At 31.7% G+C, this 13,490-nt stretch carries 12 protein-coding genes; 8 read left to right on the top strand and 4 right to left on the bottom strand.

All coding sequences use genetic code 11. From position 1 onward, the window contains the following. Nucleotides 1–38: 38 nt before the first annotated feature. Nucleotides 39–1,736: a sodium:solute symporter family transporter gene (locus tag AC4FQX_RS11795; RefSeq protein WP_491167905.1), complete on the top strand. Its 1,698-nt coding sequence runs from the start codon at nt 39–41 to the stop codon at nt 1,734–1,736. Nucleotides 1,737–1,953: 217 nt separating this feature from the next. Here AC4FQX_RS11795 and AC4FQX_RS11790 read toward each other — a convergent pair whose 3' ends face one another. Continuing rightward, a complete protein-coding gene (locus tag AC4FQX_RS11790) occupies nt 1,954–2,802 on the bottom strand; it encodes a DUF2911 domain-containing protein (protein WP_491167904.1) in 849 nt (282 codons plus the stop codon). A gap of 212 nt (nt 2,803–3,014) precedes the next feature. Here AC4FQX_RS11790 and AC4FQX_RS11785 point away from each other — a divergent pair, with 212 nt between their 5' ends. After that, nucleotides 3,015–4,298 (top strand): cryptochrome/photolyase family protein, encoded by a 1,284-nt coding sequence (locus AC4FQX_RS11785; protein WP_491167903.1) that lies wholly within the window; start codon nt 3,015–3,017, stop codon nt 4,296–4,298. Between the two features lie 4 nt (nt 4,299–4,302). On the opposite strand, the gene AC4FQX_RS11780 is transcribed toward AC4FQX_RS11785, so the two are convergent. Both AC4FQX_RS11780 and AC4FQX_RS11775 read right to left on the bottom strand, forming a co-directional pair. Next, the gene (locus tag AC4FQX_RS11780; RefSeq protein WP_491167902.1) at nt 4,303–5,151 is read right to left on the bottom strand and encodes an aminoglycoside 6-adenylyltransferase; all 849 of its coding nucleotides are present in this window, start codon (nt 5,149–5,151) and stop codon (nt 4,303–4,305) included. A 60-nt stretch (nt 5,152–5,211) separates the two neighbouring features. Next, nucleotides 5,212–5,871, bottom strand: coding sequence for an HAD family hydrolase (locus AC4FQX_RS11775; protein ID WP_491167901.1), 660 nt, complete (start codon nt 5,869–5,871; stop codon nt 5,212–5,214). Nucleotides 5,872–6,025: 154 nt separating this feature from the next. On the opposite strand from AC4FQX_RS11775, the gene AC4FQX_RS11770 reads away from it, so the two are divergent. Genes AC4FQX_RS11770 through AC4FQX_RS11760 form a run of 3 tightly spaced genes read left to right on the top strand, consistent with a single transcriptional unit; the run spans nt 6,026 to nt 7,458 of the window. Then, a complete protein-coding gene (locus tag AC4FQX_RS11770; RefSeq protein WP_491167900.1) occupies nt 6,026–6,568 on the top strand; it encodes an RNA polymerase sigma factor in 543 nt (180 codons plus the stop codon). 30 nt (nt 6,569–6,598) lie between these two features. Further along, nucleotides 6,599–7,012, top strand: coding sequence for a hypothetical protein (locus tag AC4FQX_RS11765; RefSeq protein ID WP_491167899.1), 414 nt, complete (start codon nt 6,599–6,601; stop codon nt 7,010–7,012). 2 nt (nt 7,013–7,014) lie between these two features. Then, nucleotides 7,015–7,458 (top strand): sensor of ECF-type sigma factor, encoded by a 444-nt coding sequence (locus AC4FQX_RS11760; protein ID WP_491167898.1) that lies wholly within the window; start codon nt 7,015–7,017, stop codon nt 7,456–7,458. Between the two features lie 144 nt (nt 7,459–7,602). On the opposite strand, the gene AC4FQX_RS11755 is transcribed toward AC4FQX_RS11760, so the two are convergent. Continuing rightward, complete coding sequence (locus AC4FQX_RS11755; RefSeq protein ID WP_491167897.1) at nt 7,603–9,537, bottom strand: M1 family metallopeptidase; 1,935 nt, start codon at nt 9,535–9,537, stop codon at nt 7,603–7,605. Between the two features lie 361 nt (nt 9,538–9,898). Here AC4FQX_RS11755 and AC4FQX_RS11750 point away from each other — a divergent pair, with 361 nt between their 5' ends. The 3 genes from AC4FQX_RS11750 to AC4FQX_RS11740 all read left to right on the top strand — a co-directional run bounded on the left by AC4FQX_RS11750 (nt 9,899) and on the right by AC4FQX_RS11740 (nt 13,490). Beyond that, on the top strand, nt 9,899–11,329 hold the full coding sequence (locus tag AC4FQX_RS11750; protein ID WP_491167896.1) for an anion permease: 1,431 nt from the start codon (nt 9,899–9,901) through the stop codon (nt 11,327–11,329). 235 nt (nt 11,330–11,564) lie between these two features. Further along, nucleotides 11,565–12,743 carry a porin gene (locus tag AC4FQX_RS11745; RefSeq protein WP_491167895.1) on the top strand — a complete coding sequence of 393 codons (1,179 nt, stop codon included), beginning with the start codon at nt 11,565–11,567 and terminating at the stop codon, nt 12,741–12,743. 87 nt (nt 12,744–12,830) lie between these two features. Then, nucleotides 12,831–13,490 carry a succinate dehydrogenase cytochrome b subunit gene (locus AC4FQX_RS11740; RefSeq protein ID WP_491167894.1) on the top strand — a complete coding sequence of 220 codons (660 nt, stop codon included), beginning with the start codon at nt 12,831–12,833 and terminating at the stop codon, nt 13,488–13,490.

Below are 13,490 nucleotides of genomic sequence, written 5' to 3'. Positions count from 1 at the left end.
ATTTTTTATAATTTTAATGCAGTTATTCTCTTAGTATTATGCAGAGTATTGATTGGATAATATTAGTAGTAACCTTATTGTTTATAGTTATCTACGGCTCTCTTAAAACGAGAGGCAGCAAAAATGTAAAAGATTATATTTTAGGAAATAATGAAGTCCCCTGGTGGACCGTAGGACTTTCTGTTATGGCAACTCAGGCAAGTGCAATCACTTTTCTTTCCACACCAGGACAAGCCTATCATGACGGAATGGGATTTGTACAATTCTATTTTGGTCTTCCTCTTGCCATGATTATAATCTGTATTACCTTTATTCCTATTTATCACAAACTTAAAGTATATACTGCTTATGAGTTCTTAGAACAACGGTTTGATCTGAGAACACGTTCGCTAACCGCCTTTCTTTTTTTAGTACAAAGAGGATTATCCACAGGAATAACCATCTATGCTCCAGCAATTATTCTATCCTCTATTCTGGGATGGAATCTGAATGTATTAAACATTATTATTGGTATTCTGGTTATTATTTATACAGTAACCGGAGGTACTAATGCCGTTAATGTTACTCAAAAACACCAGATGTTTGTAATTATGACCGGAATGTTTGTTGCCTTCTTTTTTATCATAAACAATCTTCCTGAAGAAATAAGCTTTACAAATGCATTACAGATCGCAGGAATTAATGATAAAATGAATATTATCGATTTCTCTTTTGATCCTAAAAGTCGTTATACCTTCTGGAGCGGGATTACTGGTGGTTTGTTTTTAGCCCTCTCCTACTTTGGTACAGATCAATCACAGGTACAACGCTATTTATCCGGTAAATCAGTTCGTGAAAGTCAGCTCGGGCTGATCTTTAATGGTCTGCTAAAAGTACCTATGCAATTCTTTATACTGTTAACCGGCGTAATGGTGTTTATTTTTTTTCAATTCCAGTCCTCTCCAATAAACTTTAATCCAAACAGTGCCCGATCAATCAGTGCTTCTCCTTATACTGAGAACTATCACAAACTGGAGAACAAACTAGAGGAAATAACACAAGATAAAAAAGAATTTACACTACAATACGCCAATCAGCTAAATCAGAACTATGAAAATCAGGTTCTAAAACATAAAATCATTACACTAAGCCTCAAAGAAAAAGAACTGAGAGAAGAAGCCAGAGAACTAATAAAGAAAGCAGATAAAGATGCTGAAACAAACGATAAGGACTATGTTTTTATCCATTTCATTTTAAATTATTTACCAAAAGGTATTGTTGGATTATTAATTGCCGTGATATTATCAGCAGCAATGTCTTCTACCGCTTCCGGTTTAAGCGCTTTAGCTTCTACCACTACTATTGATATCTATAAAAGAAATTTAAAAACAGAGAAGTCTGATGCTCATTATGTAAAGGCGACTAAGGGTTTTACACTTATCTGGGGTATCATAGCTATTTTATTTGCTTGTTTCGGTACGCTGTTCGAAAACCTGATCCAGTTTGTAAATATAATAGGATCAATATTTTACGGAACAATATTAGGTGTTTTTCTGGTAGCTTTCTATTTTAAGTTTGTAAAAGCAAAAGCCATTTTTATGGCAGCTATTATCTGTCAATTATTTATATTTTACATCTTTTGGCTAGATCTAGTTAGTTTTCTGTGGCTGAATATAATTGGTGCAGTAGTTACTATTCTATTATCTATACTGTTCCAGCTCTTTATCAATAAAGAACCCTCTCCGGAAAATGCTTAAAGAACAAAATGTTTATAAAATACAATAAGCTTACAGGTTTGAGGGGGTATACAGATACAGGAAATACCTACAAGGTTTTGAAAACCTTGCAGGACATCACATTAAAATATCAATATTATCAATACTTTATCCGTTAAATCTAAACAAATAAACATAAAAAACGGGGTTATCCATACTATTTTGGATAACCCCGTTGTATAAATTATACTCTCAGAGACTATTTTTTACTCCATTCAGAGATTGAATCTTTATTCATTTTTACATAATCTGCATTTCCGGCTTTTTCAGAAGCTACAAGAGAAAGTTTAGCAGTTTCTATAGCCCCGTTTTTATCTCCATTTTTATACTGGATTAATGATTTTAATCTCAGACAATGAAAAGGTACATCTGCTCCTACTAACTCTACTGATTTGTTTATCCATACTAAAGATTGAGCAGCATCTTTATTAGACTGATAATAATATTGTGCTGCTGCATAATAATCTTCTGCCGTTGGTCCTGCTAAAGATTTATTAATACTTGCCATTACCTGAACATCGGTAGGTACTTCAAATTTTAAAGAAACTAAAGTTTTATCCCAGATAACTTCTAAAATAGCTGAATCATTTGTTATAGAATTAATATCTACTGTAAATGTTTCTACTGTTCTGTTTAATAATTCAACTGATGCATTAGCTCTTAAAGCTACTTTTGATTCATTCCATTCTGTAGGAAGTCCCCAGTTATTTACATCTTTATAAAAAATAATTTCCCATTTTTCTACTTTAGGAACACTAAACAAAGCATATTTTCCTTTTGGTAATACTTTCCCGTCTATTACAACATCATCACTGAATGAGATAGTAGTATTAGCATTTGCTCCTGTTCTCCATGTTTTTCCGAATGGTACGAGATTTCCGAAGATATTTCTTCCCTTTGTACCAGGTCTGGAATATTCAATATCTATATTAGTCAATCCGACTGTTTGCTCTGAGAATGATCTTGGACTGGCCGCCGGTGCTTTTACTTGTGAAAAACCAATAAAAGAAGCCAATAAAAAAGCTGATGAAATAATTATCTTTTTCATAAAAATAGATGTTTATGTTTTTTTTTATAACTGCTACGAATTTATACATTTTAACATCTTAATACTGTTAATTATTCTTTAAATATAACTATTCATTTCCTAACGAAACAATCCCTCTTTACTTTTACATATCCTTATCCGGAAATAATATGAAAATCGCTTTTTTGATAAATTTCCTAAAAACAAAAAATAAATCTGTAAAAAAATAAAGAATGAATATATTCTGGTTTAGACGGGATTTACGATTAGAAGATAATGTTGGTTTATTTCATGCTTTAAGTAATAGTAAGCAAACACTTCCGGTTTTTATATTTGATCCTGCAATTCTTTCTCAGTTACCTGAACATGATGCCCGAATCACATTTATTCATGGTCTGTTGCATAAATTACAGAAACGGCTTCAGACGAAAGGAAAATCTCTGGCTGTTTTTTATGATAAACCGATTACCGTTTTTAAAAAACTGATACAGGAAAATAAAATTGACATGGTTTATACTAATCATGACTATGAACCTTTTGCCATTCAGCGTGATCTGGAAATTCAGACTTTACTGAAAGAAAATAATATTGAATTCAAAACGTATAAAGATCAGGTAATCTTTGAAAAAAACGAAATAATTAAAGAAGATAATAGTCCTTATGTTGTGTATACTCCTTATATGAAAAAATGGAAAGAAACATTTAAAAAGGACACAATACAGGATTATCCGTCTGAAAAGTTCATTCAGAATTGTATTGCTCATTCTTATCCCTTTTTAAATCTGTCAGATATAGGATTTAAAACTTCTTCTATACAGGTTCCTTCTTATAACGTTTCGAATACACTGATTGATAATTATGATACTACTCGTAATTTTCCTGCTGTTTCGGGTACCTCCATGCTGGCACCTTATCTGCGCTTTGGAGCTGTCAGTATTCGAAAAATAATGATTAAAGTAATTACCGGATCTAAAGAAACTTTCTGGAATGAACTGATATGGAGAGAATTTTTTATGCAAATCCTCTGGCATTTTCCCCATACTGTAATGAATAGTTTCAAACCGAAATATGATCATATCAAATGGCGCAATAATGAAAATGAATTTCAGAAATGGTGTGATGGTACTACAGGTTATCCTCTTGTAGATGCAGGAATGAGAGAACTTAATGCTACCGGACACATGCATAATCGCGTACGAATGGTCACAGCTAGTTTTTTATGTAAACATCTTTTAATTGACTGGCGTTGGGGAGAAACTTATTTTGCCCAGAAGTTACTTGATTATGAACAATCCAGTAACGTAGGAAACTGGCAATGGGCAGCCGGAAGTGGTGTAGATGCTGCTCCTTATTTCAGAATTTTTAATCCCACAGAACAACTAAAAAAATTTGACAAAGATTTTATATATACCCGAAAATGGGTTCCTGAATTTCAAGAGCTGAACTATATTCCGATGGTGAACCATAAAGAAGCACGAGAAAGAGTTCTCAAAGTGTATAAAGAAGCTTTACAGTGATCTGTTAACTGGCTCTAATCTGTTTCAGATAATCTGTTATCTCTGTTTCCAGAGATTCCGAATAAGTGTAATACAGCTTTTTTGCCATAACAACTGTCAGCTCATTAAAAACAGTAACCATTGAAAATAAGGCTTTCCAGTTTTCCTCAATAGCTGCTCCTGCAAAAGTTTCTTCTAATCTGTTCCAAATTTCAGCATCTAAATACTGTTTAAAATAACGTCCTTTTTTATTAGTAGTAACCTGCCAATTATTCTGTGATCCTATATACCACTCAACCATTTTTTGCAGATATGAAAAACGGATCACTGAATCAAACATATATTTAGCATAGAATAGTTCATCACGTTTAAGACTTTTTGCAACATAGGTTATATCCCACCAAAAATCAGTAATTAGTTCTGTAAACTCTTTCTGTGAAGGTTTAACTATGATAAAAGCCATATAAGTAGGCTCTTTCATTGTTTTTGTATAATTATCCTTATCCAGAAGAACTTTATATCCTATATCCCAGTCTTTTATTAAATTTTCCCGGTTTACTGTTTGTATGAAATTTTCTATAGAATAAATTCTAAAATCAATCCGTATATGATCTTTATAGATTACCATACGCATATAATGGTTCTCTTCTTCTCCGTCAATTGTAATCAAAACTTCTCCAAAAAAAGAGAACCAGTCCTTATCTCTAATAAATGAATCATAATTACGAATCACTAACTCAATATCATAGTCTGAAAACTTATCCGCAACTACAGTAGGATTTGCACGAGAACTAGTCAGCAGTACTACCCTGACTTCTTCATTTTTTAAAGCCCAGTCTGAAATCTCTTCAATAATTATCGATTCATTTCTCATAAAGACAATTTATTTAAATCCATCTGTAGTTCATTTCAAAGTACAATAATTAACCCTAAATTATGATTTGATATTCTGAACCTTTTTAAAATCCAGTTCACTGAAATGATTAATAACCTTATCTGCCTGAGACAAATCCTGCAATTTTGAATGTTCACTGTTATAACCAACACAAAAAATACCGGCAGCACAGGAAGCTTTTATTCCATTGGTCGAATCTTCAATAACAATACAATTCTCTTTGGGAGCAACGGATAATGAAGCGGCATGAAGAAAAATAGCCGGATGTGGTTTGGACTGAGGAAAATCTTCTCCGCTTACTAAATCAGTAAAATAAGGAAACAGATTAAACCTACGAAAAACTCTGTCTATTGTTACTTTTGCTGAAGAAGAGGCTAATATCAACTGAATCCCATTCTCATGTAAATCCTTTATCAGATTCTCTACCCCTTCTAATAGCTCCAAATCTTCCTTTGTATCAAAAGCCTCGTTGAATATATCTCTTTTTCTATTCACTAAAGCCTGTACATCCTGATCAAGATGGAAAATCGCTTTGATCTTTTCATAAACATTTTTAGTAGAATTTCCTGTAAACGAAGCATACAGTTCATCACTTACCTCTATATTCAATTCTTTAAAATGTTCCATAAAAGCATATCGGTGTACAGGTTCCGTATCAACGATTACACCATCCATATCAAAAATCACGGTCTTTATCATTTCTTTTTTTTATTTGATGCAAAAGTAAGGTTAATTTGAATATTGGGGAAATCTGAAAAATTCAAAATAACAGAATAAAATAATTTTCTCTTTTTATACAGTACCTATTAAACCTTTTAGAATACCTTTAGTCTTATTTATAAATCATATTTTCTTGCAGGAAGAACAAGCTTTTATAAAGGAATTATTAGAACCTGAAACGCAGAATAAAGCGTTTCAGAATCTTGTATCCCAATATCAGAGACCTTTGTACAATCAGATCAGAAACATTGTTTTAGATCATGATGATACACATGATGTTCTGCAGAATACATTTATTAAAGTTTTTCAGAATTTAAAAAACTTTAAAGGAGAAAGTAAACTGTTTTCATGGATATACCGAATTGCTACAAACGAAGCTATTACTTTTATAAATCAGAAAGCTAAAAAACACAGTACAACAACTGAAGCTTTACAAAGTAAGATCGTTACTAATTTAGCTGCCGATACCTATTTTGACGGAAATGAAATCCAGATAAAACTCCAGAAAGCAATTACTATGCTACCTGAAAAACAACAGTTAGTTTTCAAAATGAAATATTTTGAAGAAATAAAATATGAAGATATGTCTGAAATTTTAGACACCTCCGTTGGTGCTTTAAAAGCTTCTTACCATCATGCAGTAAAAAAAATAGAAGATTTTATGAATCATAATTAAACCTTTTATAAAAAAAGACATCTAATATATATGGAACCTTTTAATTTAAATAACCACAAAAAGATCAAATCGGGCTTTAAAGTCCCGGAAAATTATTTTGACCATTTTTCAGAGCAGTTAATGCAAAAACTTCCTGAAAAAGAAACAAAGGTTATTTCTGTTTTCAGAAACAAAACGAAATGGATAATGGTAGCAGCAGCAATTTTAATTGTTGCTTTGATGGTTCCTTTCTTCAATCAGCAGATTCAGGAAAGTAAAAATATGGACTTAGCTTCTTTAGAAAACTATTTAAATTACCAACCTGATATAAGTCAGTATGAAATCATTAATTTACTAAATAATAATGATATACAGGAAATCAATATTGACATGAAAATCAATGATTCCGATCTGGAAGATATCCTGGTAGAAAATGATAACCTTGAACTTTATTTAAACGAATAAATATGAAATTAAAAAAACTTTTACCTCTGTTCCTGTTTCTTTTTTCAGTAATAAGTTTTGCTCAGAATAAAGAAAAGAAAGAGAATATTCAGGCTCTTAAATCTGCTTTCTTTACTACTGAATTATCTCTTACACCGGAACAGGCTGAAAAATTCTGGCCGATCTATAAAGCTTATGATGACAGACAGTTTGAAATGAGACATAACAGAATGAAACAACTGATGCGTAAAATAAAAGATGGCTCCACAGAAAATATGAACGAAAAAGAGGCCGCCGTATTTTTAAGTCAGTTAGAAGCTGTTGAAGATGATATTTATCAAAACAGAAAGAAACTGACCACAGATTTAAAACCAATTATTGGTTCTGTCAAAATTATCAAACTGAAAAAAGCAGAAGATGACTTTAATAGAAAATTATTAAAACAATATCGCTATAAAAAAGGTTGATTTTTTTTATAGCGATATTGTTCGATTTTTAGATCATTCTATCGTATAAGTCTTTCGTCTATAATAAAAAGAATAAAAACTCAAAAAAGATTCTATTATTTTATCTGATCTCTATTTCAAACAATCGAACCATCTAAAAATCAATCAAGGATTGATCCAACTATTATTAGCTCCATTTACATCCGGCAATAATTTGTCCGGATCAATTTCTATACTTTTGACTTTCTTAGTTGCTTTCAGTATATAATCCCATTCATTAACTCTTTCCCATACCTCAACAGGAAGTGTCTTTCTTTCTTTAGTTCCATCATCATAGGTAATTTCAAAAAGAACCGACATCGGTATATCACCTAAATTATTAAAAGTAATCAGATAAAGATTGTTTTTTACTGTAACATTTTTTATTGACAGATCAATATTTCCATTACCATAAAACCACCCTTTCCAAAACCAGTTCAGATTTTCACCGGCCACATTTTCCATAAGATTAAAAAAATCCGTTGGCTGTGGATGTTTATAAGCCCATGTTTTGATATAGGTTTTAAAAGCAATGTCAAAACGTTTAGGTCCTAGAATATATTCACGTAACATAATTAACCCGATAGCAGGTTTATAATAGGCAGTATAAGCTAAATTATAATCTTTAGATACATCCGGATAAGTATTAATTCCTTCACGTGTTTTCATTTTTAACCAACTTACTACGTCACGACTTGAAGCAACATAAGATGAATATTCCCCTTTATTAAAAGCCAATGTACTGTAATAATTAATAAAAGTATTGAATCCTTCATCCATCCATGCATATCTACGCTCATTAGATCCCACAATCATTGGAAACCAGTTATGTCCAAATTCATGATCTGTTACTCCCCATAATGATTCCCCTTCAGAATTAGCCTCACAAAAAGAAACTCCCGGATATTCCATACCTCCCACATTTGAAGCAACATTAACCGCATTAGGATAAGGATATTCATACCATCTATTTGAGTAATGCTCTATAGAAGCTTTTGTATACTCCGTTGAACGTGTCCAAGCTTTATTTCCATTACTCTCTTTTGGATAAACAGATTGAGCAAGTACCTTTTTTCCACTTAGAATATTAATTTTTGCTGCATCCCAGATAAAACTTTTTGAAAAGGCAAAAGCAACATCACGAGAATTTTTCATTTTAAAATGCCATGTTAACTTGCCGGATTTTTTGGGTCTTATTACAGAAGTTTTCCCTACTTCTTCAGGTGAAATAATATAAACGGTTTTATCACTTTGCGAAGCTTTATTCAATCGGTTTAACTGTTCTTTTGTAAGTACTTCAGATGCATTCATCAATTCTCCTGACCCTACTACTATATAATCATACGGTACCGTTACTTTATAATCGAAATTACCATATTCCAAATAAAATTCACCTGCCCCTAAATAAGGCTCAATATTCCATCCAACCACATCATCAAAAACAGCTAATCTCGGATACCATTGTGCAATTGAATAGATCGTTCCCTGTTTTGTTCTCAATTGTCCCATTCTGTCAACACCATCCTTAGGTATCTTAAATTCAAAATTCATTGATATAACAGCCTTCCCCCCATTAGCCTTAATTGGCGTATCAAAAAAGACTTGCATACGTGTATCTGTAATTAAATATTTTGAAGAAGTTCTGCCTTCCGCTTTTGCTTCTACATTACTCAACTTAAAACCTCCGTCTGTATCACCTACATAACGATCAGACGTTGGAGTAGTCAATGTACCTCTAGAATCTTGCGTAAAACGATTCTGCTCCACATAAAGCCATACAAAGTTTAAAACCTCAGGACTGTTATTATGATAAGTAATGGTTACTTTACCTTTCAATACACCAGTAACATCATCAATATCCGATTCAATCATATAATCAGCATAATTCTGCCAGTAATTCGGTCCCGGTACTCCTGATGCTGAACGATAAACATTACCTCTACGGTACATAAAATCATCAAACTTATCCTGATTATTTTTCTCTACTTCCTGAGCATAAAGCAACCCTCCTAAACTTAAAAATAATATCAAAGACAAAGTGTTCTGTACAAAATATTTCATGTTTCTTATTATTAATTTAATTCCGCTAAAATACCAAAAAGGAAAATACTATGACTACAGTAAATATTTTTTAGTTTTAAAATACCTCTTTTTTTAACATAAAAAAAGAAGTAAACAAAATAATATAATCTAAAAAAAGAAAATTTATTATTTATCGTAATAAAACATCAAAAAACAGTAATTAAATAATGATTTTTAACTATATTTAACATAATAAAATGATTTTTAAATAAATATTAATATTTCTAACCACATCAATACTTTGACTTAATGTATACACACAAGCCTTCAAAAATAAAGAACACAAAATACATAACTGAAAATCAATTATTTAAATAAATAAAACTAAATTATAATCATTATGAAAGAAATTCAACCAGTTCAATTACTCATTACTTTTGTTTTTGGGACCATAGTATGGATGATTCCAGTACCAGAAGGTTTAACTTCGGAAGCTTGGCTTCTTTTTGTCATTTTCATTTCTACTATTTTAGGCATTATCTTAAAAGCAGCAAGTATGGGAACCATGTGCATGATAGCCATAGCTATGGTTGCGCTAACTGGAGTACTTGCACCTGGTAAACCCGGTCAATCAATTACATTAGCATTACAAAGTTTTGGAGATAAAGTAATTTGGTTAATTGGAATTTCATTTTTTATTGCTCGAGGATTCATAAAAACAGGATTAGGGAATCGTATTGCCTATCTGTTTATAAGAATATTTGGTAAAAACTCACTGGGCTTAGCATATGGACTAGGTTTAGCAGATCTACTACTTGCTCCGGCTATACCAAGTAATACAGCTCGAGGAGGAGGCATTATTTATCCTATTATGAAATCAATGTCATTAAACTTTGGCTCCGATCCTGACAAACCGGAAACCCATAGAAAACTAGGTTCTTACTTAACCTTAAGTAGTTATAATATCAACTTAATTACTTCTTCCATGTTTTTAACAGGTACCGCAAGTAATCCAATGTGCCAAAAATTTGCTGCTGATTTAGGTATCAGTATTTCATGGATGTCGTGGGCTAAAGCCGCTATAGTACCCGGTTTAGTAGCCTTTTTAGCAATTCCCCTTTTATTGTATAAAATTTACCCTCCAGAATTAAAAAACACAAAAGACGCTCCCAAATTAGCAAAAATAAAATTAAAAGAAATGGGAGCTATGTCAAAAAACGAATGGCTAATGCTGGCAGCATTCTTTATACTACTATTTTTATGGATTACCGGTGATATTTTTAGTATTGATGCCACAACAACCGCTTTCATAGGATTAGTACTTCTATTATTAACCTCTGTTCTAACCTGGGAAGATGTAAAAGCTGAAAAAGGTGCCTGGGATACAATTGTCTGGTTTTCAGCATTAGTTATGATGGCGAGTTCTTTAAATAAATTAGGCTTTATAAGCTGGTTCAGCAATTTAATCAAACTCCAAATTGGAGAAATGAGTTGGCAAATTGCTTTTCCTATAATCGTTGGAATATATTTCATGAGCCATTACATATTTGCAAGCGCCACAGCCCATGTCGCTGCAATGTATGCTGCTTTACTTGCCGTAGGAATATCTGTCGGAATACCCGGACTATTATTAGCCTTTATCTTAGGATTCTGTGGCTCTTTATACGGAACCCTTACACATTATGGTCACGGTCCTGCCCCTGTATATTTTGGTAGTGGTTATGTAGATCTGAAAAACTGGTGGATCAAAGGATTAATTACCGGAATAGCTCTGTTACTAATTTATATGATTATTGGTTGTGGATGGATGAAAATTATAGGTGTTTTCTAATTGTAAAAAAATAAACTAATATCCCTTTTTTAACACTAAAAACAGCAATTTCACCTAATATAAAACACTTTCAAATGAACTCACTATCCATTAAAAAATATTTGATAAAAACCATTTTTAAAATATTATTTTATGTTATTTTTAACAAAATAAAACACCTCCATTACAATAACAGTACAATAAGATTATTTACAAAATTACCTATATAAACCAGATAGTATTAAAATATTTACCTATGAAAGAATTTCTGCCTAAAAACAAAAAAAAGATTATTAACCTCTCAATAGGATTATTGTTATTATTAGCCTCTCCTATATTTGCTCAAAATGACAGTCTTAGTGTATCAGCTAATGTTATAGCAAAAGAACCTCCTCAGCCAAAAATAACATTCAAAGGATTATTTCAGGCTCGTTATTTAGAAGGATTTAAAAAAAATATTGATGTTGAAGGACTTCATCATAGCAATCCTGAAAATGCCGTAAATAATTCTTTTGATATAAAACGTGCCCGAATTCAGGTAAGAGCAGCTATCAGTAATCGTACAGAAGCCGTACTATTAATGAATCTGGCGGATTTTAAATCTGATCCAAAAAACAAAGTCCTTGAAAATGCTTATATCGGATATACTTTCAATAAATATATGAAGATCACAGTTGGTCAGTTCCGTCCTTTCTTCGGATTAGAGAACACCTACCCTGTTGATATTATCAAATCAATGGATTTTTCTAATCAGTATTATGAATTTGGAAATAACGGTTGGGAAAGTTTTCAAACTGGAATAGGTTTTTCCGGAAATGCAAAAATAAAAAATATGCCTGTTTCCTATGGACTTTCCATATTTAACGGAAATGGACGAAATCAAAAATCTGATAAAGATAACGGTAAACAATATGCAGGGCGTTTCGTAATGGAACTATCAAAAGCTAACAACATAAGACTAGGCTTAAACGGTGGCACAGGAAGAGTCTTCAATAAAGATGTTTATGCTGTAGGATTAGATATGACAAGTTACTTTCGCTTAAAAGAAAATCTGTTTTTTGAACTACAAGTTGAAGCAAAACAAGGAACAAACCATAACTTATATTTCAAAATGCTTCCCGAAGACAGACTCCCTGAAATTAATCAGTACTTAATGCGTGGAGTTTATATATTACCTAATATAAGATATGAAGTTAATTCCAACAGAATCAATTCTATTGAGTTTTCCTGTCGTTATGAAGTTTTTGATTCCAGTTTCAGACAAGATTCAAATGAAAGACAAACCTGGTTACCTATGTTAAGCTTAGAATTTCTTAAAGATTACAATGCCCGTATACAAGTTGGAGTACAAATTGATAAATATAAAAGAAATATAGCCGACAGCTCCACATATAATAACCAACTATTTATAATACAACTACAATCCAGATTATAAAATAAAAAAACTTATTTTGAATATTATTTACAAACCGTGTATTATTAAAAAATACTTGTTGTAAATAAAAAATATTATAATAAAAATATGAAAGACAAAACATTAATACACAAAATCATTATGACCTTAACCGGTTTGTTTCTCTGTTTTTTTCTGATAATACATTTTCTTGGAAATACACAGTTATTCTTACCGACAGAACAGGCTCATGAACAGTTTAATTACTATTCAGAATTACTTTCAAAAAATTTATTGATTAAAGTAGTTTCCTATGGACTTTATCTTTCAATACTGGCACATGCTTTTTATGCACTAATCATTACATTAAAAAATAGAAAGTCAGGCGGAAATTTTAAAAAAGACCGTCGTTCAAGAGCCAGCAAATGGTACAGCAGAAATATGGGAATGTTAGGAACCATTATTCTTGTTTTTTTAGTAATACATTTTAAAGATTTTTGGTATGTCTATAAATTTGGTACCATTCCTATAGATCAATGGGGCAGAAAAGATCTGTACAGTATAGTAGTAAGTGCTTACAGTAATATATGGTATGTAATATTATACGCAGTATGTATGATCCCATTAGGATACCATGTATTACATGGTTTTTATAGCGCCTGTCGTACTTTGGGTATTTATCATCCAAAATATGTTAAATGGCTTAAATATTTTGGTGTTGTTTTTTCAATTGGAATCTCAATTGGATTTGCAGTTATCCCTATCTATATCTACCTAACCAACTCTTAA

Source organism: Flavobacterium sp. AK-301 (genome assembly GCF_058310215.1).
Note: the sequence above shows the minus strand (reverse complement) of the source record. Positions and strands in the feature narration are given on the sequence as shown.